Here is a 22,343-nt window from a genome sequence, read left to right on the forward strand (position 1 = left end):
TGCCGGGAAGCTCGCGGCGTCCGGTGCGGTGCATCGCAAGGCGGAGCATCGCCCGCGTACTGGATGTACTCGGGTGATGCGACAACGCGGCGAGGTGCCGTGCCGGGCGTCGCGAGCCGGTGAACCTTTCCGGTCACGGCACTAGGAAGACTTCCGCCGTGGGCGGGGGCGGACCGCCCGGTGCCGCGTTCGCGGTCAGGCGGTCCGTGCCGTGCCCGTGCCCTTCTCGGCGTCCAGGGCGTACACGCAGCGGTCCTTGCTGCACGCGTACACCACGCCGTCCTTGACGACCGGGGAGCCGGTGATCTCACCGCCGGTCGCCAGTTTCCACCTGAGGCGTCCGTCGTCGGCCTTCAGCGTGTACAGCAGGTGGTCCGTGGAGCCGAAGTGGATACGGCCCTCGGCCACCACGGGGGCGCCGACGATGTCGCCGCCGGCCTGGAAGCGCCACTTGGGCGTGCCGGTGACGGCGTCCAGCGTGTACAGGCCCTTTCCGCTGCCCACGTGCACGTGGCCCGCCGCCACCAGGACGGGGTCGGCCGACGCCCGGGCCTCGGTGGCGATGCGCCAGCGGTCGCGGCCGTCGGTGGCGTCCAGTGCGTAGACCGTGCCGAGGTAGTCGGCGAGGTAGACACCGCCACCGGTGACCGCGGGGCCGGGGACGTAGGCCGGAGCGCACAGGAAGGCGGCCGGGGCCTCGAAGTGCCAGCGGACGTGGCCGCTCGCCACGTCGACGGCCAGCACGCGGGTGCCGGCGGAGACGTAGACGTAGCCGTCGGGTGCGGGCGCCACCCGCACCGGCACCCCGCCGCAGGAGGCCGCGTCGCCGATCGGGTACGACCAGCGCTCCTCACCCGAACGGGCGTCCAGGGCGCGCAGCCGGGCGTCCTGCCACACGTAGACCGTGCCGTCGTGCAGGGCCGGTCCGGCCTCCGGGGACTCGAAGTCGGTCTGGACGCCGGTCAGCTCCCACAGTTTCTGGCCGCTGGACGCCTCCCACGCCTGTACGCCGCCGCCGCGGGTCCCGGTGACCACGGTGCCGCGGTCCGCCTTCAGCGAGTACACCCAGGCGTCCGTCGACAGCCGCCACAGGTCGCCGCCCTCGCGGGCCTCCAGGGCGAACAGGGTGGGCCCGTCGGAGGCGTGGACACGGCCGTCCGCGACCGCCATCGACCAGGCCACGTCCCGCGTCTTGAAGCGGCGGCGGCCGGTGCCCACGTCGAGGGCGTGCACCTCGAAGGAGGTGACGTAGACGAGGTCTCCGGCGACCGAGGGGGTGCCCCACACGTCGTTCGACATCCGGAACCGCCACGGGCGCCAGCCGGCCGCGGTCTCCGGGGGTACGGGCGGGGGCGCCGGTACGGCGGGCCCCACGGCGCCGTCCGTGCCGTTGACGCCGGGGCGGGGTCTGGACCAGGAGGCGGCCAGGCCGGCCTCCGGCGGGGGTGCCTTCACGGCGGCGGCGCGGGCGTCGGCGACGCGCGGTCCGGGCCCGATCGGCACCTGGCCGCCGGCCAGCCGCACGGGGCCGGTGTCGGGCGCTCCCACGGGCACGGGCGCGGGGATGACGGGGTCACGCGAGGGCGGGGGCGGTACGGGGGCGACCCGGCCGCCGCCTCGGCCGCCCTGGGCCGGCTGGAGCGCGGGCCGGCCGCCGCGCCGGGTCTCTATCAGGGTGACCGCCCGCTCGGGCAGCCACGCGGACGCCGTACCGCTGTCGTCGGAGCCGGAGCCGAAGAGGTGCGGGGCCAGCTGGGCCTGGAGGTCGGCCGGGTTGGGGCGCTTCTTCGCCTCCATCTGCATGCAGGACTCGATCAGCGGGCGCAGCTCGTCGGGCAGGCCCTCCAGGTCGGGGCCCTCGCGCAGCAGCATGAACACCGTCTCGACGGGGTTGGCGCCGTGGAAGGGGGCGTGGCCGGTGGCGGCGAACACGAGCATGGAGCCGAGGGAGAAGACGTCGCTGGCGCCGGTGACGCTGCGGGAGTCCTTCGCCTGCTCCGGGGACATGTAGGCGGGCGTGCCGACGGCGACGTTCGTCATCGTCAAACGCGTGTTCGAAACACCGGAGGCGATGCCGAAGTCGATGACCCGCGGCCCGTCCTCGACCACCAGCACGTTGGAGGGCTTCAGGTCGCGGTGGACGAGTCCGGCGCCGTGGATCGACTGGAGCGCCTCGGCGACGCCGGCGGCCAGCCAGCGCACCGCCTGGGCGGGCATCGGCCCGCACTCGTTCACTATCTCCTCGAGGGAGGGCGCGGGCACGTAGGCGGTCGCCAGCCACGGCACCGCCGCGCGGGGGTCGGCGTCGACCACGGCCGCCGTGTAGAAGCCGGAGACCGCGCGGGCGGCCTCGACCTCCCGCGTGAAGCGGACGCGGAAGAGCTGATCCTCGGCGAGTTCCGTCCTGACCGTCTTGATCGCCACGCGCCGGCCGGACGCCGAGCGCGCGAGATAGACCAGCCCCATGCCGCCGGCACCCAGCCGTCCCAGCACCTCGAACGGCCCGATCCGCCGCGGATCGTGCTGCGTCAGCTGATCCACCACTTGCCTGCCACCTCCCCGTACGAGCCGCGCCACCCACATATGTACGCGGCCCCGTGCAGCGTCTCACCACCGAACCGCCCTGGCGGCACGCACCCCGATTCTTCCTGCCCGGGGCACTGGTTGCGAACTCGGGGAAAAATCGGGGTGTCTCGCCGTATCTGCGGACATAAGTCCGTCGTTCAGCGCTGGAGAACGGCGAACGACGCCCCCTGATTGTCCGAGATCACGGCCACTCTTCCGTACGTGGCCTCGAAGGGGGGCACCTGGACCCGCCCGCCGAGCCGCTGAGCCGTCGCGAGCGCGGCCTCGCAGTCCTCGACCCGGAAATGGACGAGGAAGTGCGGCGGCATCTCCGCCGGGAACACCTCGGCGACGGACGCGCGGCCGAAGTCGGGCTCGGCGTCCGGCCCGAACAGGGCCTCGTGGAAGAGCTCGCCGTAGAAGGCGTTGGCGGCCTCGGTGTCCCGCGCGTACAGCTCGGCCCAGGCGAAGGTGCCCGGCTCGTGCCGCGCGCCGAAACCGGGGTGGCGGCCGGGCTGCCAGATGCCGAAGACGGCTCCCTCGGGGTCGGCGGCCAGACCGGCCGCGCCCAGGTCGCCGGCCGGCACGGGCGCCGTGACGACCTGCCCGCCGGCCGCGGCGATCCGCCGGGCCAGCCCCCGGGCGTCCGGGGTGGCGAAGTACACCGTCCAGACGGTGGGCATCCGGCCGTCCGCCTTGCGGGCGAGCGCGCCGACCGGCTCGCCGTCCCGCAGCGCCCACACGGGCGAGCCCGGCAGCTCCGCCCGCTCCTCGAAGGTCCACCCGAAGAGCTCACCGTAGAACCGCCTGCCCGCCGCCGGGTCGGGAAGCTGGGCGTCGATCCAGCAGGGGACGCCCTCTCCGTACGCGGATGCCCTGTTTTCGGCCATGCCGACAACGTAACGGCGTCTCGCGCACCTCGCAGACCAGGCGCACCACCCTCCGCACGCCCCCGCACCCCATTTGCAGTCGGCCGAATCGCGCTCCCCTCACCCCTCGGTAAGCTGACGTCATGACAGGACAAGTGCGTACCGTCGACGGCCGCGTGGCCGGTCGGCGTGGGCAGGCGACCCGGCAGAAGCTGCTCGACTGCCTCAGCGAGATGCTCAGCTCTTCCCCATACCGGGACGTCAAAGTCATCGATGTCGCCCGGAAGGCGGGCACTTCGCCCGCCACCTTCTACCAGTACTTCCCGGACGTCGAAGGCGCCGTCCTGGAAATCGCCGAGCAAATGGCCACCGAGGGCGCCGAGTTGACCGAGCTGCTCGCGGGCAGGTCGTGGGTCGGCAAGGCCGGCTGGCAGACCGCCCAGGAACTCGTGGACGGCTTCCTGGAGTTCTGGCGCCGCAACGAGGCGATCCTCCGGGTCGTCGACCTCGGCGCGGCCGAGGGCGACAAGCGGTTCTACAAGATCCGCATGAAGATCCTGAACTCGGTGAACAACTCCCTCGCGGACTCCGTCGCCGAACTCCAGTCCAAGGGCAAGGTCGACAAGGACGTGAACCCGGGAGCGGTCGCGGGAGCGCTGGTCGCGATGCTCGCGGCGGTCGCCTCGCACCAGAAGGGCTTCTCGACCTGGGGCGTCAAGCAGGCCGAACTCAAGCCCAACCTGGCCTTGTTGGTGTTTCTGGGCGTGACCGGCAAGAAGCCGACGAAATAGCCGGTCCGGCCCTTTTTCCAGTCCCGAAGTCCTGTCTGCCAGGCGGTGGTTCACTCCGGTGAGCCACCGCCTGCCGCACATCCGGACCGAGTCGACGCCGGGTGGCGCGACCGGCTTCCTCCCGGCCGGTTCAGCGGCGGACCAGTCTGAACAGCCGTATCTCGCGCTCCACCCGCGCCTGGTACGTGGCGTACGGCGGCCAGAACCGCAGCACCTCCCGCCAGGCGGCCGCCCGCTCCTCACCCTCCAGCAGCCGGGCGGTGACCGGCAGGTCCGCGCCCTTCCAGCTGATCTCCGCGTCGGGACGGGCGAGGAGGTTGTGCGTCCAGGCGGGGTGCCCGGGCCGGCCGAAGTTGGATCCGACGAGAATCCAGCTCCGCCCGCCGTCCTCGGGCATGCAGGCGAGCGGCGCCCGCCGGAGCAGCCCGCTGCGCGCACCCGTCGAGGTCAGCACGATCCCCGGCAGCATCTGCGCGCTGAGCAGCACTTTCCCGCGGGTGAGCCGGTGGACGGCGCGGTCGAGCGCCGGGATGACGTACGGGGCCACCCGGGCGAAGCCGCGGGTGGAGGACACCTTCTGCACCACACGCACGCCGACAGCCATCAGACGCTCACCTCCGGGGTCTCGAACAGTCGGGCTCCGGCGGCGGCCCGCTCCCGCAGCCGATGCACCGGCCCGAACAGCAGTTCGTCTCCGCCGGCGCGCTTGAAGTACAGATGGGCCTCGTGCTCCCAGGTGAAGCCGATCCCGCCGTGCAGCTGGATGCCCTCGGCGGCGGCGGTCCGCAGCGCCTCCAGGGCCTGCGCGAGGGCGAGGGCGCCGACCCGCTCGCCGCCCGGGGCGGCCCAGGCCGCGTAGTAGGCCGCCGAGCGCGCGGCCTGCACCTGCACGTACACGTCGGCCAGCCGGTGCTTCACGGCCTGGAAGGAGCCGATGGCCCGCCCGAACTGCTCGCGTTGCCGGGCGTGCCCGACGGTCCCCTCCAGCACCCGGTCGGCGGCCCCGACGGCCTCGCAGGCCAGCAGGGCGGCGACCCCGTCGCCGGTCCGGGCGAGCGCGTGGGGGACCTGGTCGCCGTCCTCGTCGCCCAGCAACCGGGCGGACACGTCCCGCAGTTGCAGCCGCGCCTGCGGGCGGGTCGCGTCCAGCGCGGTCTGCCGCACCCGGACAAGTCCGGGTGCGTCCCCGGGCACGAGGAAGAGCAGGGTGCGCGAACGGGCGAAGCCGCCGGCGTGGGCGGCGACCAGCAGCAGGTCCGCGCTGTGCCCGTCGAGCACCTGGTCGACCTGCCCGTACAGCCGCCAGCCGTCGCCCGCGCGCCTGGCCTGGACACCGCCGGCCCGTCCGCCGCCGGCCCAGTCGCCGGTGTTGGGGCCGGTCAGCGCGAGGACGGTGGCGAGCCGCGTGCCGGGTACGGCGAGGGCGGCGGTCAGCGCGCCGGAGGCGATCCGGGGCAGCAGTTCGGCCCGCTGCGCCTCGGTGCCGAGCGCGAGCAGCAGCGGTGCGGCGAGGGCGGCGGTGGCGAGCAGCGGCGAGGGGGCGAGGAACCGGCCCGTCTCCTCGCCGGCCAGGGCGAGTTCGGTGACGGAGCAGCCGACCCCGCCGTACGCCTCGGGCAGGGCCAGTCCGGGCAGTCCGAGGCCGCCGGCCAGGGCGGCCCAGAGTTGCGGGTCGTGACCGGTGGGGCTGTCGACGGCGGCCCGCACCTCCGCCGCCGATCCGCAGCGCCTGTGCAGCAGTTCGCGCAGGGTACGGCGGATCTCGTGCTGCTCGGCGGTGAAGCCGGCGTCCATGGGGGACCTCCTCCGGAACTGACGGCCCGTCATGTTAGGGCGGTCCGGCCGCGATGCCCAGAGCTACGACACCTGCCGAGGCCCCGTATCTGATGTACCGTCAGATTCATGATGGCGGGACCGACCGGCCGTCGCGTCGCGATCGTCGGCGCGGCCCTCTCCGACTGCGGTCGCGTGGACGACGCGACCGCCTACGCCCTGCACGCCCAGGCGGCGCGCCGGGCCCTCGCCGACTCCGGTCTGGAGCGCGGGCTCGTCGACGGCTTCGCCTCGGCGGGCACCGGCACCCTCGCACCCGTCGAGGTCGCCGAGTACCTGGGCCTGCGCCCCACCTGGGTCGACTCCACCTCCGTGGGCGGCTCCACCTGGGAGGTCATGGCGGCGCACGCGGCGGACGCGATCGCCGCCGGGCACGCGAACGCGGTCCTCGTCGTCTACGGCTCGACGGCCCGCGCCGACATCAGGGCGGGCCGCCGCACCGGGAACCTGTCCTTCGGCGCCCGCGGCCCCCTCCAGTTCGAGGTGCCCTACGGCCACACGCTGATCGCCAAGTACGCGATGGCGGCCCGCCGCCACATGATCGAGTACGGCACGACGATCGAGCAGCTGGCGGAGGTCGCCGTCCAGGCACGGGCGAACGCGGCGCTGAACCCGGAGGCGATGTTCCGGGAGCCGGTCACCGTGGACGAGGTCCTGTCCGGCCCGATGATCGCCGACCCGTTCACCAAGCTGCACTGCTGTCTGCGGTCCGACGGCGGGGCGGCGGTCCTGCTGGCGGCCGAGGAGTACGTACGGGACTGCCGCACGGCCGCGGTGTGGGTCCTCGGCACCGGCGAGCACGTCTCGCACGCCGGAATGGCGGAGTGGGACGACTTCACGGTCTCCCCGGCGGCGGTGAGCGGCCGGCTGGCCTTCCGGCGGGCCGGAGTGGGCCCCGCGGAGATGGACTTCGCGGAGATCTACGACGCCTTCACCTACATGACCCTCGTGACCCTTGAGGACCTGGGCTTCTGCGCGAAGGGCGAGGGCGGCGCCTTCGTCGAGAAGGGCCGGCTGCGGGTGGAGGGCGGCGCACTGCCGGTGAACACCGACGGCGGTGGCCTGTCGGCCCAACACCCGGGCATGCGGGGCCTGTTCCTGCTGGTGGAGGCAGTACGGCAACTGCGCGGAGAGGGCGGCGCACGGCAGGTGCGCCGACCGGACGGAAGCCTGCCACGGCTCGGGGTGGCGTCGGGGACGGGCGGCTGGTTCTGCTCGGCGGGGACGGTGGTGCTGGGGCGGGACTGACCCGGCGGCGGGGATCGGGGGCCGGGGACCGCGGTGACGGGGATCCACCCGAAAACCTGGTGCACGTCCGGCCCGCCCGGCGCTACCGTCGTCCACGTGCAGGTGCGCAGGCAGCGGCTACTTCTCCTGTCAAGAGCGTAACGCGGGTTCGAATCCCGCCGCCGGCTCCGCGCCGGTGTCGTCCAGCGGCCCAGGACGCGTTGTCGCCGTCGCCGACCTCGATCTCTGCACACCTACGGCACGAGCCGCCCGCCACGGGGGAGTCAGGCGGGCGGCTTCGTGACAATGGGGGCATGGGAACGGAACTGCACGACATCCTGAGGTCACTGCGGGTGTGGGACCCGGAGGTGACCGACCTGCCGCCCTTCGACCCGGCGGCGGCCCCCGCCGAACCTCTCCCTCTGTTCACCGCCTGGTTCGCGGAGGCGGTGGCGGCGGGCGAGCGCGAGCCGCACACGATGACGCTGGCGACCTCGGACGAACAGGGGCGCCCGGACGCCCGGATCGTCATGCTGCACGGCGCCGACGCGGACGGCTGGGCCTTCGCCACCCACGCCACCAGCCGCAAGGGCCACCACCTCGCCGCCCGCCCGTATGCGGCGCTCACCTTCTACTGGCCGGTGCTGGGCCGCCAGGTCCGGCTGCGCGGCCCGGTGACGCCCGCCCCCGCCACGGAGGCACAGGCCGACCTGCACGCCCGGTCGACGGGGGCGCTGGCGTCCGCGCTCACCGGTCGGCAGAGCGAGGTGCTGGCCTCGGTGGAGGAGCTGGCGAAGGTGTCGCGGGCGGCCTGGGAACGGGCCGAACGGGACCCGGAGGCGGAGGCGCCGACCTGGACGCTGTACCGGCTGCGCCCGGAGGAGGTCGAGTTCTTCCAGGGCGACCCCCGACGCCGTCACGTCCGCCTGACGTACCGCCGCCGGCCGGAGAGCTGGACGAGGGAACTCCTCTGGCCGTGAGCGGGGGTGCGGGACAGCGGTTCAGGTCGCCGTCAGCGCCGCCAGGGCGCGGTCCATCGCGGCGTTGAACTCTTCCGGCGCCAGCGGCAGACGGGACTTGACGTCCCGACTCCACTGGTCGGCGAGGACCTCGGCGGAACCCGCCTCGACACCGTCGAGCGCCGCGTCGGCAAGGTCGGACGGCGCGAGCTTGGCCACGGGCCAGCCCGCGGCCATGTCGGTGTCGGCCAGGCCGAGGTGCACCGCTGTCACGAGCGTGCCCTGCTCGGCGAGCTCCAGGCGGACGCCGTTGGTCATGGCCCAGGCGGCGGCCTTGGTCAGGTGGTAGGCATTGGCGCCCTGGCCCCCGAACCACGACATGGCGGAGAGGACGTTGACGATCGCGCCCCCGCCGTTCCCGGCGAGCGCCGGCGCGAACTCCCGGATCATTCCCAGGTGGCCGAACACGTTGGTCTCCAGCTCGTGCCGCACCGCGTCCAGCGAACCGGTCACCAGGTCGGTCCCCGTCTGGATCCCCGCGTTGTTGATGAGCAGTGAGACGTCCCGGGCGGCCTCGGCGGCGGCCCTCACGGATGCGGGATCGGCGATGTCGAGGGGCAGCACCTCGACCCCGGGCAGGTCCACGGTCTCGGGCCGGCGGGCCGTCGCGTAGACCTTGCGGGCGCCCCGTTCGAGCAGGCGCTGGGCGAAGGCGCGGCCCAGGCCGCGGTTGGCTCCGGTGACAAGGGCGACGGAGTTGTTGATGTCCATGCCCGGTACGCTAAAACCTGACGTCAACGTCAGAGGCAAGTGCTGGTCGTCAGCGCCGGGATGAGAGGAACCACCATGCCCGTCACAGAGGTGGCGGCCGAGCGGCTGATCCGCATCGGCGAGGTGGCACGGGGTGCGGGCGTCTCGGTGCGCGCCGTGCGCTACTACGAGGAGCAGGGGCTGCTCATCGCGGAGCGCAGCCCGTCCGGCCAGCGGCTCTACCGGAAGGACGCCGTCCCCCTGGTCCGCTTCTTCCAGCAGATGTTCGCCGCCGGCCTGACCAGTCGAAGGATCACGGAACTCCTGCCGTGCTGGAACGCCGGGCACACCGACGCCGGGCAACGAGCCATGCTGCGCGCCGAGCGCGAGCGCATCCAGGCCAAGGTCGACGACCTGCAGGCCGCCCTGGACCGCCTCGACCAGGTCATCGCGATCACGGACACGCACCCGTAGGCGCGGTCGGTCGGACGTCGCGCCAGGGATCGAGCCCTGTACGTGCCACGCTCGTGGACCGAGGACCCGGACCGCTGCCGGAGCGCGGGCATCCCGGACGACCTGGCCGTCGCCTCCAAGCCCCGACTCGCCGCCCGCATGGTTGAGCGGGCCCTGGACGCGGGAACCCCCGCTCGCCGGGTCGCGGGCGACGAGGTCTACGGCGACAACCGGCACCTGCGGACCGCCCTTGAACACCGCCGGACCGGCTACGTCCTGGCCGTCTCCAGCACCCATGATCGCGAACTACGGCTGGAGTTACTAACCAGTCCGCTTTGCTTTGTTCGCCCATACGCCACCGAAGAACATGTACGCCAGCAGGGCGAGCAACAGGATGATTCCGAAGACTAGACGCACCCCGTAAGGCTCGCCGCTCGCCGACCACATGACCAGCCATGCAATCAGCCCGAAGTAACTAGCCCCAACAAGAATACGCTGAGCCGAGACGAGTACTTCTCCACTTACTGCCCCTTCTTCGCCGTGCCGGGACCGCCAGACCTCCCCCCACGTCAGGAAGTACCAGCAGATGTCACCTCTATTCCGCACCCGGCTGCCCGTTTCGCATCCATCTCAAGAAAAGAATAACACCCACGTAGGGAAGCAGGACGATTCCCAAAAAAGTCCAGCCTTTCGAATTGCCCGAAATTACGAGTATCAACCCCAAGGCAACTCCTATGACGGCAAAGAATGCAGCAATTGCCATATAGCGCTTAACTGCCGCACGCTGTTCCAGGCTCCATCCGATCCGAGACATCAAATTCCTTCCTGTCGATCCTGAGGGCCGGGAAGGAGGCCTTGCCGGCCCGGTTACGTAGCCGGCCGGCGTGTGCGTACCCCCGGGCCAGGTCGCACCTACCGCGATCGTGCTAGGAATTCACGGGCACTTCACCTACCCCCTTGCTGAAGAAAAATATAGCGACTCCTACCAGCACGATAAATCCGACGGTGAACAAGAGGGCCGATTGCCCATCTCGCAGCAACGGCGGGACGGAAAGAGGCCGCAACCTTTCCTCGATTCACCTATTACGGATTCTCCACACGATCGCGAAAATCACGAATACCGCGATCGCGATATAGGCTCTCAGCTCTGAAACTCAGAGACGCACCCTGTCCTTCAGCGTTTTTTGCGCTGAAGGAGAAGCACACCGACTCCTCCCAGTACTGCACCGACGATGCCGGCCACTATCCAAAGTGTCGCCATCTCTGCGTCATCCTCACTGGGGCCCTGGTAGTTGCCGGCGAAGCGGCAGGGCTGGGCGACCGGTTCGGCGGCCTGGGCCAGGATGCGCACGCCGCGGGGACTGTAGGTGTAGCTGTCGACCTTGTTGCCGTCCTCGTCCGCCAGGCCGATCACGCTGCCGATCGCGTCGGTGAGGTAGAAGGACGCCTTGCCCCCGGTCGTCATGGAGTTCAACGTGCCCCCGGGTTCCCGGTTGAAGCCCATGGCCACAGCGGCGGTCGTCTTCGCGGACAGGCCCAGCGGCCCGTTATGGAAGAACGTGTCGCGAAGGAGACCGAACCCGCTTCCACCGAGCCCCTGTCACTCGCCGGAGCCCCCTTCGCCGAGGTAGCCGCAGGCCCCCGCACGGGGCAGTACCGCCCACATGCGGGTTCCTCCGCAGGGTTCGCGGTCGCCGCCGATGCCCCAGTCCCCGCGGCAGTCCCGGACCACCCGGTCGAGGACACGCAGCGACAGCCGGCGGGACAGGACGCAGATCGCGCCCATACGGGCGTCGGGATGCGGTGGGTGGCCGTCGTAGAGGGTGACGCGCAGGGCGTCGTACCGGTAGCGCAGCGAGACGTACAGCTCCGCGGCGGGTGAGAAGAGGCAGGCGCACGCGGCGAGTTCGCCCACGACCTGTACGACGGCGTCGGTCGCCTCGGCCAGGTCGTGCGCCCGCAAAACCATCCGGGTCGCGGCACGGGCGATGCCCGGACTCCGCGGGTTCGCGGGAAGCGTGAAGCTGCAGGACAGCGACTCGGGGCGGCTGGGGGCATCGGTGGTGGCTGCGGTCGGGGACTGGCAGGACCCGGTGTCGAGGTGCACGGCAACTCCCTTGTCGTGTGCGGAGGGAACTCCCGGTGGCCTGTCTCCCTGACACGCACCCGCCCCTCCCAGGGAAGGAGATGCGGGGCGGGTACGTGTGATGCGCTTCCGGAAGGTTCGTGACGGCTCTGTAGTCGAGCCATTACCGAATGTAGAGACATCGGGGTCACTGTGTCCATCGATACGGAGATAATTACCCCCACCCGTCGTGGACTTGCCCGCCGCGCGTCGGCAGACTTGGGCGACGACACGGCATGAAGGGGCACCATGACCACGAGAAGTACGCCGACCGCGCGGCAGAGACGCCTGGGCGCGGAGCTGCGGAAGATGCGACTCGCGGCGGGCGCGACGACCGAGTACGGCGCCGGGCTCCTTGGGATCGACCGCACCCGGCTGTCCAACATGGAGTCGGGTATCCGCCCCTTCTCCGCTGAGCGAATCCGCACGCTCGCCTGCAACTACGCCTGCACGGACGGGGCGTACGTCGAGGCGCTGGCCGCCATGGCCGACGGCAAGGACCGGGGCTGGTGGGAGCAGTACCGCGGCACCCTTCCCGCGGGCCTTCTGGACATCGCCGAGCTGGAGTGGCATGCCGCACGCGTGCGGACCTCGCAGGTCATGCATATGCCCGGGCTGCTCCAGACCGAGGACTACGCCCGAGCCGTCTTCGCCGCCGCGCTTCCCGCGCTGAGCCGGCTGGAGGTCGAACTGCGTGTCGCCCACCGCATGGAGCGCCGGAGGGTCTTCGACCGCCCGAAGCCCCTGCCGTACATCGCGTACGTGCACGAAGTGGCGCTGCGCATGCCGTACGGCGGCGCCAAGGCGACTCGGGAGCAACTGCGCCACCTGGCGGGCCAGTCCGAGCGGGACACCGTCGCGGTGCGGGTGATCCCCACCAGCGTGGGCGACTTCCCAGGGGCGGGACACGCGCTGCTGTACGCCGAGGGGTCCGTACCGCAGCTGGACACCGTGCAGTTGGACTCGGCACACGGTCCGGAATTCACCGGAGCGGAGGCACAACTCACCAAGTACCGTGCGCACCTGGACTGGATGGACGACGCGTCACTGCCGCCAGCAGCCTCACGCGACCTCGTCCTCGGCATCGCCCGCGAACTCTAGGGACGGACCATGCGCAGCGAGATCACCTGGGAAGAGCCCTTCTGCGCGGAGGGAAACAACTGCTTCCGCATAGGCACCGACCCCCTCGGCAACGCCTACATCGCCGTCGCCGGGCAGGAGGACCGTCCCCTCACGGACACCCGTGACGCCCTCCGCACGCTCATCCTGGAGATCAAGGCGGGCAAGGCGGATCACCTGCTGTAGCCGGGATCACGGCAACCATCGCGGGTTCGGCGACCACTGAGTGGCGGAAACTCCCGACTCGGGGCCTCGTCTGAACAAAGGACACGTCCGTGGCAACCCCTTCCCACCGCCGCCGTTCCCGTCCGCAGCGCCGTACCGCATGGGTGTCGGCCGTCGCCGTGGCGGCCGTCGCGCTCGTCGTGTCGCTGGTCGTCGCCTTCCAGCCCGGCGACGAGGGCGGCCGGCGCACCGCGGCCACCTCCGTTGCCGAGGCGCGGGAGGCCGTGACGCCCACGGCGTCGCCCTCGGCGTCACCGTCGCCGTCGGCATCCGCGACCCCGACGAAGCGGGCGTCGGCGTCGCCGGCCGCGAAGAAGAGCCGTAAGGCGTCCCCGTCGGCGGCGAGGACCACCGCTTCGTCCCGGCCGGCGGCCGGGACGGCAGGCAGTACGGGGTCGGGCTCCGCGACGCTCGCCGGACGCATCCGGCCCGGGACGGCCTACCAGGGCGTCGCCACGCACTACGACGCGGGAACGGGCGACGGCGCCTGCTCGTTCGGTCCGAACGCCACGATGATGGTCGCGGCGATGAACACGGCCGACTACGAGACGTCGAAGGCGTGCGGGGCGTCCGTGCTGGTGCGCGCGGCGAGCGGCGCGTCGGTGACGGTCAAAATCGTCAACGAGTGCCCGGCGCCGTGCCGGCCCGGCCAACTGGACCTCAGCAAGCAGGCGTTCGCCAAGCTCGCAGCGCTCTCGGCCGGCCAGATCCCGGTCACCTGGAGCCTGCTGAGCCCGGCCACACCGGAGACGGTCGCGATCCGGTACAAGACCGGCTCCAGCCGCTACTGGTGCGGCGTCCAGGCCCTCGACCACCGCAACCCGCTGGCCCGCCTGGAGGTCCGCACGGGCGGCGGCTGGCAGCAACTGCCCCGCACGGGCTACAACTACTTCCTCTCCGAACAGGGCACCGGCTGCGGCGGCGCGATCAGGATCACGGACATCTACGGCCAGCAACTGACCTTCGAGTCCATCGCGTTGAGTCCGAACGTCGTACAGAGGACCAGCGCCCAGTTCACCGCCCGCTGACCCGGCAGGCGAGCGCGACGCCGGAGGACGGAGACAGGGTCCGTCCTCACGGCGCCTCCGGTGCCGGGTCCGTTCTCACGGCGCCTCCGGTTCCGGGTCCGTCGTCAGGCGGCCGTGGCGGTGGACGTCGCGGAAGGCGTCGCGGCGGTTCGCCTCCCACATCGCGCCGCGTGCGGTGCCCTCGTACCGGAAGCCGCAGCGCTCGGCGACCCGGCAGGACGCCTCGTGGCCGAGCGCATGGCCCAAGTCCAGCCGGTGGAGGCCGACTTCGGTGAAGGCCCAGCGGGACGCGAGCAGCAGGGAGCGGACGGCGACGTGCCGGCCGCGGGCCTCGGGCAGCACCCAGTAGCCGACGATGGCGCAGCTCATGAGGTGGTCGATGGCGTTGACGCTCACCTGCCCGAGGACCGTCCCCTCCTCCGCGTCCGTGACGCAGAACGTCATCGCCCTGCCGGCCGCGACGTCCGCGGCCTTGGCGTCCATGGACGCCCGAGCGCTCACGCGGTCCGTGATCGTCCGCAGCGGCGTGTTCCAGCGCGTGAAGTCCGGGTCGGTGTGCCCGCGCAGCCACGCCTCCACGTCGGTCGCGGACTCCGGGTCCCACAGGCGCAGGTGGAGGCCGTGGCCCTGGACACCGGAGCCAAGGCCGGAAGGGGCGGGTCGGGACGCGTGGATGTCGGTCATGGCCGCCATTGAACACCGGCCCCCTGTCACCTTACGGGGCTCACCCCCGCCGCGACGGCCCGAACACCGGCACCCCGTCGCGGAAGACGACCTCAAGTTCCAGCCCCGCCCGCAGCTCCCCCGGTTCCGGGCCCGGGCCCGCCGTCCCGCCGCCGGCCGCACCCACCCCCACGACCTCCGTCATCATCCGCGGCCCCTCCGCGAGGTCGACCACGGCGGCGACGTACGGGACGCGGTCCCCGAAGGGCGGCAGGTCGTTGCGGTGGACGACGGACCACGTGTAGAGGGTGGCCCGGCCGCTCGCGTCCTCCCAGGTCACGTCCTCGCTCCAGCAGTGCGGGCAGAACTCCCGCGGGTAGTGGTGCGCCCGCCCGCAGGCCCCGCAGCGGCGCAGCAACAGCCTCCCCCCGGCCGCCGCGTCCCAGTACGTCCGCGTGAACGGGTCCGGCTCCGGCAGGTCGAACCGGGGGGCCGCGGGGGCGGGGACCCGCCCTGCTCCCGGCCCCGGCGCCTTGGGCCGTACCCCCTCCCCCGCACTCACCCGAACCACCCGAGCGCGCTGTCGACCGACCACGTCTGCCACGCCATCGCGAACAGGGCGACGGCGGAGATCAGCGTCATCATCGCGTTCTGCCCCTGCTCGGCCCAGTCGTGGATCATGAGCGTGAAGTACAGGACGTTCAGGAGCAGTCCGCCGGCCAGGGCGACCGGGGTCAGGAACCCCGCGACCAGGCCGAGGCCCACCGCGAGCTCCGCGTACACGACGACGTACGCCATCGTGCGCGGCCGGGGCGCGACCACGGTGTCGAAGCCGGAACGCACCGCGGTCCACCGGTGCTTCGCCGCCACGTCCGCCGCCCACGCGATGCCGGTGCCGCGTTCGAACCAGCCCTTCTTGTCCTTGTGGCGCCAGCTCTCCAGCCACCACAGGCCGACTCCGACGCGCAGCACGGCCAGCCACTGCGCCCCGGTGAGCCAGATCGTGTCCATGGGCCCTCCCGACACAACACACCACCGAATCTGACGGTACGTCAGTTCAGCCGACCGGCGCGGACTCCGCAACCCCCGCCGCGCACCGAAAGGCCCGAAGGGACCGGGCACCAACGTCACCGCGAGCACCGGCAAGGTCGCCGACCAGACGGTCTCCAAGGCGCTGCGCTCGCAGTTCGCCGAATACCAGGCAGCCCTGAGGCTGCGCGGCCTGAAGGGCTTCGGGCCGCTCACCAACACCCGACGGACGCCGTCCGCCCGCGGCGCCGGGCGTCGCCTTCTCCGCCGTCCCTCCACGACCAGGTGATATACGTCACCGGTTCCACCCCGCTCTCCCCCAAGCGTGATCGATCCGCAACCAATTCCCATCTTGACCGAGACCCATCAACCACCTGCGTGATTACGCTCGCGCTCATGGACGACTCCACAACGCCCTCCCCCGCGCCCGCTCACCAGGCGGACCGTCCCGTGTACGTCATCGGCGGCGGCCCGGGCGGCCTCGCCACCGCGTACGCGCTGCGCGCCCGGGGCGTACGAGCCGTCGTCCTGGAACGGTCCGACCGCGTCGGGTCCTCGTGGCGGCGCCACTACGACCGGCTGCACCTGCACACCACCCGCCGGCTGTCGGCCCTGCCCGGACTGCCGATGCCCCGCCGGTTCGGACGGTGGGCGTCCCGCGACGACGTGGTGCGCTACCTGGAGAAGTACGCCGAGGTCCACGAACTGGAGATCGTGACCGGCGTCGAGGTCTCCCGCGTCGAGCGCTCCCCCGACGGCACCGGCTGGCTGCTGCGCGCGACCGGCGGCCGTGAGCTGACCGGCGCCGCCGTCGTCGTCGCCACCGGCTACAACCACACCCCGTACCTCCCGGACTGGCCCGGCCGGGCCACGTACACCGGTGAGCTGCTGCACGCCGGCGACTACCGCGACCCGCGCCCCCACGCCGGCCACGACGTCCTGGTCGTGGGCGTCGGCAACACCGGCGCGGAGATCGCCGTCGACCTGGTGGAGGGCGGCGCCTCCCGGGTACGGCTGTCCGTCCGCACGGTCCCGCACATCGTGCGCCGCTCGACCGCGGGCTGGGCCGCGCAGTACACGGGCGTGCTCGTACGACGGCTGCCCGTGGGCCTGGTCGACCGGCTGGCGCGGCTGATGGCGCGGCTCGCGGTGCCCGACCTGTCGGCCCAGGGACTGCCCCGGCCGGCCACCGGCCTCTACAGCCGGGTGCGGGAAGGTGCCATTCCGGTGCAGGACGTCGGCCTGATCGACGCCGTGCGCAAGGGGAGCGTCGAGGTCGTGGCCGCCGTGGAAGCCTTCGAGGACGGCAAGGTGGTCCTCGCCGACGGGGAACGCGTCGAACCGGACACCGTCATCGCCGCCACCGGCTACGTCCGCGCCCTGGAGGGCCTCGTCGGCCACCTCGACGTGCTGGACGAGCAGGGCAGGCCCGTCGCCCACGGCGCCCGCACCCCGGGGAACGCCCCCGGCCTGTACTTCACCGGCTTCACGACCCCCATCAGCGGCACCCTCCGCGAACTGGCCATCGACGCCGAGAAGATCGCGAAGGCACTGACCAAGGCGGACGCCAAGGCGGGCGGCGGCCACCTGTCCCGCCTCCCGGGCTGAGCGGCCCCCCCTGCGGGGCTGAGCCGGGCCACCGAAGGCGGACGCCCAGGGTCACGGCGTCCGCCGCAAGCCGCCCCCGATGCCGTGGTTGCCTCAACTCCCGCCCATACCAATCTTGTTACTCCCGCGTCAGTTACGCCGGGAGCGTTGTCCCATGCCCTCGGACAGGGCCAGAATGTGAATACCGCTCATCTTTCTGGCTCCGCCCCACCTCTCGCTCTCGACGGAGGACGCACGTGGCACGCGAAAGACAGCACTCCCCCGGCACGGCCGGCAGGCCCGACGCCGTGTCCCGGCGCACCCTGCTCGGCGGCGCCGCGGCGGCCGCCGGCGCGGTCGCCCTCACCGGCACCACCGCCGCCACCGCCTCGGCCTCCGCGGCGACCCGTGACGTGGACGTCGCGATCGTCGGCGGCGGTATCGCCGGACTCGTCGCGGCCCGCGACCTGGTGGCCGGCGGCAGGACCGTGGCCGTCCTGGAGGCCCGCGACCGCGTAGGCGGCCGGGTCGTGAACCTGCCGCTGGCCAACGGGGGTGTCACCGAGGGCGGCGGCGAGTTCATCGGCCCCACCCAGGACCGCATCAAGGCGCTCGCCGACTCCCTGGGCGTGGCGACCTTCACGACCTACAACACCGGCAAGAACCTCCTCTACAAGGACGGCAAGAAGTCCCCCTACGCCACCGACGGACTGCTCGGCTCGGTCCCCCCGGTCGACGTGGCCGGGCTCGCCAACGCCGCCCTCGTGCAGTCCTCGCTCGACGACATGGCCAAGCAGATCCCGCTCGACGCCCCCTGGACGGCCCCCAAGGCCGCCGAATGGGACCGGCAGACCTTCGAGTCCTGGCTGAACGCGAACGCGGTGGTCCCCTCGGCCAAGTTCCTCCTCGACGTGGCCTGTACGTCGATCTTCTCCGCGCAGCCGCGTGAACTCTCCCTCCTCTACGTCCTCTTCTACATCGCCGCCGCCGGCAACGAGTCCCACCCCGGCACCCTGGAGCGGCTCACCGAGACCGCGGGCGGCGCCCAGGAGTCCCGCTTCGTCGGCGGCTCGCAGCAGGTGCCGGTCAAGCTCGCCGCCACCCTCGGCGACCGGGTGGTGCTGAGCGCGCCGGTGCGCTCGATCGACAGGTCGGGCAGCACGTGCACGGTGACGGCCGACGGGATCACGGTGACCGCCCGCCGCGTGGTCGTCGCCCTGCCGCCGCCGCTGGCCTCGCGGATCTCCTACAGCCCGCTGCTGCCGGCCGCGCGCGACCAGCTGACCCAGCGGATGCCGATGGGGTCGATCGGCAAGGCCGTCGCCGTCTACGACACCCCCTTCTGGCGGGCGGACGGACTCAACGGGCAGGTGGTCAGCGACACCGGCCTCGCCCGGTCGACGTTCGACAACTCGCCGCCCGACGCCTCCTACGGGGCGTTGATGGGCTTCATCGAGGCCGACGAGATGCGGGCCTACGACGCGGCGAGCACCGACGAGGTCAGGGCGGCGGTCCTGAAGGACTACGCCACCTACTTCGGGGACAAGGCCAGGTCGCCCACCTCCTTCGTGCTGCAGCGCTGGGACAACGAACGGTTCTCCCGGGGCGGACCGGTCGCTTTCGCGCCACCCGGGGTGCTGACGGAGTACGGGCCCGCTCTGCGCGAGCCGGTCGGGGGCATCCACTGGGCCGGAACCGAGACCTCCACCTACTGGAACGGGTTCATGGACGGGGCGGTCCGCTCGGGCGAGCGGGTGGCCAAGGAGGTGCTGGCGGCCCTGTGACCCGGCGCCGGACGGCCGGCCGGGCCAGCAGGTCTTCCAACTGTGCGTGCACAACTGTTCCTGACGCGCCGTCAGTTCGTTAATCTGACAGAGCGTCAGTTATTGGCTGTCACACACACAGCGGGCGGACAGATGCTTGGATCAACCCACGGCACTCTCACCACCGACTCCCGCCGGGCCCGGGTCATCGCCTGTGGCGAGCAACCCGGGCCCGCCGTCCACGGCAGGCCGGCCGACGTCGACGACCTCGACGTCAGCGGCCGGCCGCTGTACGGCGACGTCCCGGACCTCGACCGCTTCTTCCGGCCGGAGTCCGTCGCCGTCGTCGGCGCCTCGGACGCCGAGGGACGGCCCAACGCCGGGGTCACCCGGCAGCTGATCGCCTGGGCCGAGCGGGTCGGAGCCCGGCTGCACCCGGTGCATCCGAGCCGCCCGTCCGTCTTCGGCATCCCCTGCCTCCCCTCCGTCGCCGACCTGCCCGAACAGGTCGACCTCGCCGTCCTGCTGGTCGCCGATCCGCTTCCCCTCATCGAGGAACTCGGCGAGGCCAAGGCGAGGTTCGCGGTGGTCTTCGCCGCCGGCTTCGCCGAGACGGGCGAGGAGGGCGCGGCCGCCCAGGCCCGGCTCGCCGCCGCCGTGAAACGGTCCGGGACCCGGCTGCTGGGACCCAACACCAACCTCAACGCCTTCGAGCGGTTCCGGGACGACCTCGACGGACCGGCGATCGCCCTGATCACCCAGTCCGGGCACCAGGGGCGGCCCGTCTTCGCCCTCCAGGAACTCGGCGTCCGGCTCTCCCACTGGGCGCCCACCGGCAACGAGGCCGACCTGGAGACCGCCGACTTCATCTCCTACTTCGCCGAGCGGCCCGAGGTCGGCGCCATCGCCTGCTACGTCGAGGGGCTGAAGGACGGCCGCTCCTTCCTGCTCGCCGCCGACCGGGCCGCCCGGCGCGGGGTGCCGGTGGTCGCCGTCAAGGTCGGCCGCACCGAGACCGGCGCCCGCACCGCCGCCTCCCACACCGGCAAACTGACCGGCGCCGACGCGGTGGTGGACGCGGCGATGCGGCAGTACGGCGTGATCCGCGTCGACGGCCTCGACGAACTCCAGGACACCAGCGCCCTGCTGGCCCGGGCGAAGCCGCCCCGCGCCGACGGCGTCGTCGTCTATTCGATCTCGGGCGGCACGGGCGCGCACTTCGCGGACCTGGCCACCGGGGCGGGGTTGCGGCTGCCCGTCCTGTCGCAGGCCAGGCAGGCGCAGCTGCACCAGTGGATACCCGAGTACCTGAACGTGGCCAACCCCGTCGACAACGGCGGCCATCCGGTCGGCGACCGGCGCGGGCGGCAGATCATCGACGCGATCCTCGACGACCCGGAGGTGGGCGTGCTGATCTGCCCGATCACCGGGCCGTTCCCACCGCTCAGCGACAAGCTGGTGCGGGACCTGGTGGACGCGGCCGAGCACACGGACAAACTGGTGTGCGTGGTGTGGGGGTCGCCGGTCGGCACCGAGCCGGCGTACCGCGAGGTGCTGCTCGGCTCCTCGCGGGTGGCCACCTTCCGCACCGCGGCGAACTGCGTCACCGCGGTGCGCGCCTACCTCGGCCATCACCGCTTCGTGACCGGCTACCGCTCCCCCTTCGACGAGGCGGCCCGCGCGCTGTCTCCCTCCTTCCGCAAGGCGCAGGCGCTGATGCGGCCCGGGCAGCAGCTGAGCGAGCACGCGGCCAAGCAACTGCTGCGGGCGTACGGCATCCGGGTGCCGCGCGAGCAGCTGGTGACGAGCGCGGCGGCGGCGGTACGGGCGGCCGGCCTGGTGGGCTACCCCGTGGTGATGAAGGCGTCCGGCGGGCAGATCGCCCACAAGACCGAACTGGGCCTGGTGAAGATCGGGCTGACCTCGGCCAGCCAGGTCCGTGACGCCTACCGCGAGCTGACCGACATCGCCCGCTACGAGGGGGTCGCGCTGGACGGCGTCCTGGTGTGCCAGATGGTGGAGCGGGGCGTCGAGATGGTCGTCGGTGTCACCCATGACGAGCTGTTCGGTCCGACGGTGACGGTGGGGCTCGGCGGGGTGCTCGTGGAGGTCCTGCGGGACGTCGCCGTGCGGGTGCCGCCCTTCGGGGAACGGCAGGCGCGGGACATGCTGGAGGAACTGCGCGGCCGGCCCCTGCTCGACGGGGTCAGGGGACGCCCCCCGGCGGATCTCGACGCGCTGGTCGAGGTGGTCCTGCGGGTGGAGCGGATGGCACTGGAACTCGGCGACGAGCTCGCGGAGCTCGACATCAACCCGCTGATGGTGCTGCCCAGGGGACAGGGAGCCGTGGCGCTGGACGCGCTGGCGGTGTGCCGGCCCGGCCCCGAACCGCGCGAACAGCGCTGACCAGGTCCTGACCAGCGGCACCAAGATGCGGAGCATCCCCATGACTGCCTCCCCCGAGAAGTCCGTCGAGAGCGGCGGGCCCGTCGAGCCCGCCGCGCCTTCCGAATCCGCCATGACGGACAAGTCCGTCGATCCATTGGTACTGCACACCACTGACAATTACGTCCGCCTGATCACCCTCAACCGGCCCGAGGCCCTCAACGCCCTCACCCCTGACCTGCGCGAACGCCTCGTCCAGCTGTTCTTCGAGGCGTCCGCGGACCCGGACGTGCGGGCCGTCGTCCTCACCGGGCGCGGCCGCGGATTCTGCGCGGGCGCGGACCTGCGGGGGGCCACCGGGGTCGGGCAGGGCGCGCCCGGTGACGTGGCCCGCACCATCCGGCTCGGCGCGCAGCGCCTGGTGTCCGCGGTGCTCGACTGCGAGAAGCCGGTGGTCGCCGCCGTCAACGGCACGGCGGCGGGCCTCGGCGCGCATCTCGCGTTCGCCTGCGATCTCGTGCTCGCGGCGGAGTCCGCCCGGTTCATCGAGGTGTTCGTCCGGCGCGGACTGGTGCCGGACGGCGGTGGGGCCTACCTCCTGCCGCGGCTGGTCGGCCCGCAGCGGGCGAAGGAGCTGATGTTCTTCGGGGACGCCCTGACCGCGCCGGACGCCGAACGCCTGGGTCTGGTCAACCGGGTGCTGCCGGACGGGGAGCTGGACAAGACGGCGCGTGCGTGGGCCGAGCGGCTGGCCGCCGGTCCGACCCGGGCGCTCGCCCTGGCCAAGCAGCTCGTCAACGCCTCCCTCGACTCCGACCGCTCCACCGCCTTCGCCGCCGAGGCGGCCGCGCAGGAGATCAACATGACGACGGCGGACGCCCGGGAGGGTGTGGCGAGCTTCGTGGAGCGCCGCAGCCCCGAGTACAGGGGTCGCTGAGCCTTCCCATCTGACACTCCGTCAGCTTCAATGGA

General features: G+C 72.2%; 20 protein-coding genes, 1 tRNA gene and 2 pseudogenes. 13 read left to right on the top strand and 10 right to left on the bottom strand.

Annotated features, from left to right (window positions below; all coding sequences use genetic code 11):
- Nucleotides 1-195: 195 nt before the first annotated feature.
- Together ABZT03_RS01610 and ABZT03_RS01615 are read right to left on the bottom strand one after the other, a co-directional pair.
- On the bottom strand, nucleotides 196-2,544 hold the full coding sequence (locus ABZT03_RS01610) for a serine/threonine-protein kinase (protein WP_356031990.1): 2,349 nt from the start codon (nucleotides 2,542-2,544) through the stop codon (nucleotides 196-198).
- Between the two features lie 179 nt (nucleotides 2,545-2,723).
- On the bottom strand, nucleotides 2,724-3,455 hold the full coding sequence (locus tag ABZT03_RS01615) for a VOC family protein (RefSeq protein WP_356031992.1): 732 nt from the start codon (nucleotides 3,453-3,455) through the stop codon (nucleotides 2,724-2,726).
- A gap of 134 nt (nucleotides 3,456-3,589) precedes the next feature.
- Between ABZT03_RS01615 and ABZT03_RS01620 the strand changes: the two genes are divergently transcribed.
- A complete protein-coding gene (locus ABZT03_RS01620; protein WP_356032603.1) occupies nucleotides 3,590-4,225 on the top strand; it encodes a TetR family transcriptional regulator in 636 nt (211 codons plus the stop codon).
- 130 nt (nucleotides 4,226-4,355) lie between these two features.
- Here ABZT03_RS01620 and ABZT03_RS01625 read toward each other — a convergent pair whose 3' ends face one another.
- Nucleotides 4,356-4,829 (bottom strand): nitroreductase/quinone reductase family protein, encoded by a 474-nt coding sequence (locus ABZT03_RS01625; protein WP_356031994.1) that lies wholly within the window; start codon nucleotides 4,827-4,829, stop codon nucleotides 4,356-4,358.
- Nucleotides 4,829-6,019: an acyl-CoA dehydrogenase family protein gene (locus ABZT03_RS01630; RefSeq protein WP_356031997.1), complete on the bottom strand. Its 1,191-nt coding sequence runs from the start codon at nucleotides 6,017-6,019 to the stop codon at nucleotides 4,829-4,831. Before ABZT03_RS01630 ends, ABZT03_RS01625 begins: the two co-directional genes overlap by 1 nt.
- Nucleotides 6,020-6,127: 108 nt before the next feature.
- Between ABZT03_RS01630 and ABZT03_RS01635 the strand changes: the two genes are divergently transcribed.
- The 3 genes from ABZT03_RS01635 (at nucleotide 6,128) to ABZT03_RS01645 (ending at nucleotide 8,265) form a co-directional block, all read left to right on the top strand.
- Nucleotides 6,128-7,306 carry an acetyl-CoA acetyltransferase gene (locus ABZT03_RS01635; protein WP_356031999.1) on the top strand — a complete coding sequence of 393 codons (1,179 nt, stop codon included), beginning with the start codon at nucleotides 6,128-6,130 and terminating at the stop codon, nucleotides 7,304-7,306.
- Nucleotides 7,307-7,404: 98 nt separating this feature from the next.
- A tRNA-Ser gene (locus tag ABZT03_RS01640) sits at nucleotides 7,405-7,473 on the top strand.
- A 126-nt stretch (nucleotides 7,474-7,599) separates the two neighbouring features.
- The gene (locus ABZT03_RS01645; RefSeq protein WP_356032001.1) at nucleotides 7,600-8,265 is read left to right on the top strand and encodes a pyridoxal 5'-phosphate synthase; all 666 of its coding nucleotides are present in this window, start codon (nucleotides 7,600-7,602) and stop codon (nucleotides 8,263-8,265) included.
- Between the two features lie 21 nt (nucleotides 8,266-8,286).
- Here the strand turns inward: ABZT03_RS01645 and ABZT03_RS01650 are convergent, their stop codons facing one another.
- Nucleotides 8,287-9,015 (bottom strand): SDR family oxidoreductase, encoded by a 729-nt coding sequence (locus ABZT03_RS01650; RefSeq protein ID WP_356032004.1) that lies wholly within the window; start codon nucleotides 9,013-9,015, stop codon nucleotides 8,287-8,289.
- 75 nt (nucleotides 9,016-9,090) lie between these two features.
- Here ABZT03_RS01650 and ABZT03_RS01655 point away from each other — a divergent pair, with 75 nt between their 5' ends.
- Both ABZT03_RS01655 and ABZT03_RS01660 read left to right on the top strand, forming a co-directional pair.
- Nucleotides 9,091-9,468 (top strand): MerR family transcriptional regulator, encoded by a 378-nt coding sequence (locus tag ABZT03_RS01655; protein WP_356032006.1) that lies wholly within the window; start codon nucleotides 9,091-9,093, stop codon nucleotides 9,466-9,468.
- A 27-nt stretch (nucleotides 9,469-9,495) separates the two neighbouring features.
- Nucleotides 9,496-9,735, top strand: a pseudogene (locus tag ABZT03_RS01660) (transposase); the annotation flags it as partial.
- A gap of 988 nt (nucleotides 9,736-10,723) precedes the next feature.
- Here the strand turns inward: ABZT03_RS01660 and ABZT03_RS01665 are convergent.
- Together ABZT03_RS01665 and ABZT03_RS01670 are read right to left on the bottom strand one after the other, a co-directional pair.
- Nucleotides 10,724-11,011: pseudogene (locus ABZT03_RS01665) on the bottom strand (hypothetical protein); the annotation flags it as partial.
- 36 nt (nucleotides 11,012-11,047) lie between these two features.
- Nucleotides 11,048-11,554, bottom strand: a complete 507-nt coding sequence (locus tag ABZT03_RS01670; RefSeq protein ID WP_356032009.1) for an ATP-binding protein — start codon at nucleotides 11,552-11,554, stop codon at nucleotides 11,048-11,050.
- 267 nt (nucleotides 11,555-11,821) lie between these two features.
- Between ABZT03_RS01670 and ABZT03_RS01675 the strand changes: the two genes are divergently transcribed.
- The 3 genes from ABZT03_RS01675 to ABZT03_RS01685 all read left to right on the top strand — a co-directional run bounded on the left by ABZT03_RS01675 (nucleotide 11,822) and on the right by ABZT03_RS01685 (nucleotide 13,944).
- On the top strand, nucleotides 11,822-12,673 hold the full coding sequence (locus ABZT03_RS01675; RefSeq protein WP_356032012.1) for a helix-turn-helix transcriptional regulator: 852 nt from the start codon (nucleotides 11,822-11,824) through the stop codon (nucleotides 12,671-12,673).
- 9 nt (nucleotides 12,674-12,682) lie between these two features.
- A complete protein-coding gene (locus ABZT03_RS01680; RefSeq protein ID WP_356032014.1) occupies nucleotides 12,683-12,877 on the top strand; it encodes a hypothetical protein in 195 nt (64 codons plus the stop codon).
- 89 nt (nucleotides 12,878-12,966) lie between these two features.
- Nucleotides 12,967-13,944 (top strand): expansin EXLX1 family cellulose-binding protein, encoded by a 978-nt coding sequence (locus ABZT03_RS01685; RefSeq protein WP_356032016.1) that lies wholly within the window; start codon nucleotides 12,967-12,969, stop codon nucleotides 13,942-13,944.
- A gap of 75 nt (nucleotides 13,945-14,019) precedes the next feature.
- Here ABZT03_RS01685 and ABZT03_RS01690 read toward each other — a convergent pair whose 3' ends face one another.
- The 3 genes from ABZT03_RS01690 to ABZT03_RS01700 all read right to left on the bottom strand — a co-directional run bounded on the left by ABZT03_RS01690 (nucleotide 14,020) and on the right by ABZT03_RS01700 (nucleotide 15,618).
- Nucleotides 14,020-14,628, bottom strand: a complete 609-nt coding sequence (locus tag ABZT03_RS01690) for a GNAT family N-acetyltransferase (RefSeq protein WP_356032018.1) — start codon at nucleotides 14,626-14,628, stop codon at nucleotides 14,020-14,022.
- Between the two features lie 40 nt (nucleotides 14,629-14,668).
- Complete coding sequence (locus tag ABZT03_RS01695) at nucleotides 14,669-15,085, bottom strand: OB-fold domain-containing protein (RefSeq protein WP_356032606.1); 417 nt, start codon at nucleotides 15,083-15,085, stop codon at nucleotides 14,669-14,671.
- Nucleotides 15,086-15,165: 80 nt separating this feature from the next.
- Nucleotides 15,166-15,618, bottom strand: coding sequence for a DoxX family protein (locus ABZT03_RS01700; protein ID WP_356032021.1), 453 nt, complete (start codon nucleotides 15,616-15,618; stop codon nucleotides 15,166-15,168).
- Nucleotides 15,619-16,032: 414 nt separating this feature from the next.
- Between ABZT03_RS01700 and ABZT03_RS01705 the strand changes: the two genes are divergently transcribed.
- The 4 genes from ABZT03_RS01705 to ABZT03_RS01720 all read left to right on the top strand — a co-directional run bounded on the left by ABZT03_RS01705 (nucleotide 16,033) and on the right by ABZT03_RS01720 (nucleotide 22,308).
- Nucleotides 16,033-17,244, top strand: coding sequence for an NAD(P)/FAD-dependent oxidoreductase (locus ABZT03_RS01705; protein WP_356032023.1), 1,212 nt, complete (start codon nucleotides 16,033-16,035; stop codon nucleotides 17,242-17,244).
- A gap of 236 nt (nucleotides 17,245-17,480) precedes the next feature.
- Nucleotides 17,481-19,007 carry an FAD-dependent oxidoreductase gene (locus tag ABZT03_RS01710; protein ID WP_356032025.1) on the top strand — a complete coding sequence of 509 codons (1,527 nt, stop codon included), beginning with the start codon at nucleotides 17,481-17,483 and terminating at the stop codon, nucleotides 19,005-19,007.
- Between the two features lie 132 nt (nucleotides 19,008-19,139).
- On the top strand, nucleotides 19,140-21,392 hold the full coding sequence (locus tag ABZT03_RS01715) for an acetate--CoA ligase family protein (protein ID WP_356032027.1): 2,253 nt from the start codon (nucleotides 19,140-19,142) through the stop codon (nucleotides 21,390-21,392).
- Between the two features lie 112 nt (nucleotides 21,393-21,504).
- Nucleotides 21,505-22,308 carry an enoyl-CoA hydratase-related protein gene (locus ABZT03_RS01720; RefSeq protein ID WP_356032609.1) on the top strand — a complete coding sequence of 268 codons (804 nt, stop codon included), beginning with the start codon at nucleotides 21,505-21,507 and terminating at the stop codon, nucleotides 22,306-22,308.
- Nucleotides 22,309-22,343: the final 35 nt, after the last annotated feature.

It is taken from the genome of Streptomyces sp. NPDC005574, from assembly GCF_040605435.1.
Lineage (GTDB): Bacteria > Actinomycetota > Actinomycetes > Streptomycetales > Streptomycetaceae > Streptomyces.

What these genes read in the sequence shown, in the direction of transcription:
- ABZT03_RS01635 (WP_356031999.1), top strand. Translation starts at nt 6,128, where the DNA reads ATGATGGCGGGACCGACCGGCCGTCGCGTCGCGATCGTCGGCGCGGCC.
- ABZT03_RS01650 (WP_356032004.1), bottom strand. Translation starts at nt 9,015, where the DNA reads ATGGACATCAACAACTCCGTCGCCCTTGTCACCGGAGCCAACCGCGGC.
- ABZT03_RS01680 (WP_356032014.1), top strand. Translation starts at nt 12,683, where the DNA reads ATGCGCAGCGAGATCACCTGGGAAGAGCCCTTCTGCGCGGAGGGAAAC.
- ABZT03_RS01715 (WP_356032027.1), top strand. Translation starts at nt 19,140, where the DNA reads ATGCTTGGATCAACCCACGGCACTCTCACCACCGACTCCCGCCGGGCC.
- ABZT03_RS01720 (WP_356032609.1), top strand. Translation starts at nt 21,505, where the DNA reads ATGACGGACAAGTCCGTCGATCCATTGGTACTGCACACCACTGACAAT.
- ABZT03_RS01655 (WP_356032006.1), top strand. Translation starts at nt 9,091, where the DNA reads ATGCCCGTCACAGAGGTGGCGGCCGAGCGGCTGATCCGCATCGGCGAG.
- ABZT03_RS01675 (WP_356032012.1), top strand. Translation starts at nt 11,822, where the DNA reads ATGACCACGAGAAGTACGCCGACCGCGCGGCAGAGACGCCTGGGCGCG.
- ABZT03_RS01705 (WP_356032023.1), top strand. Translation starts at nt 16,033, where the DNA reads ATGGACGACTCCACAACGCCCTCCCCCGCGCCCGCTCACCAGGCGGAC.
- ABZT03_RS01690 (WP_356032018.1), bottom strand. Translation starts at nt 14,628, where the DNA reads ATGACCGACATCCACGCGTCCCGACCCGCCCCTTCCGGCCTTGGCTCC.
- ABZT03_RS01625 (WP_356031994.1), bottom strand. Translation starts at nt 4,829, where the DNA reads ATGGCTGTCGGCGTGCGTGTGGTGCAGAAGGTGTCCTCCACCCGCGGC.
- ABZT03_RS01645 (WP_356032001.1), top strand. Translation starts at nt 7,600, where the DNA reads ATGGGAACGGAACTGCACGACATCCTGAGGTCACTGCGGGTGTGGGAC.
- ABZT03_RS01630 (WP_356031997.1), bottom strand. Translation starts at nt 6,019, where the DNA reads ATGGACGCCGGCTTCACCGCCGAGCAGCACGAGATCCGCCGTACCCTG.
- ABZT03_RS01700 (WP_356032021.1), bottom strand. Translation starts at nt 15,618, where the DNA reads ATGGACACGATCTGGCTCACCGGGGCGCAGTGGCTGGCCGTGCTGCGC.
- ABZT03_RS01615 (WP_356031992.1), bottom strand. Translation starts at nt 3,455, where the DNA reads ATGGCCGAAAACAGGGCATCCGCGTACGGAGAGGGCGTCCCCTGCTGG.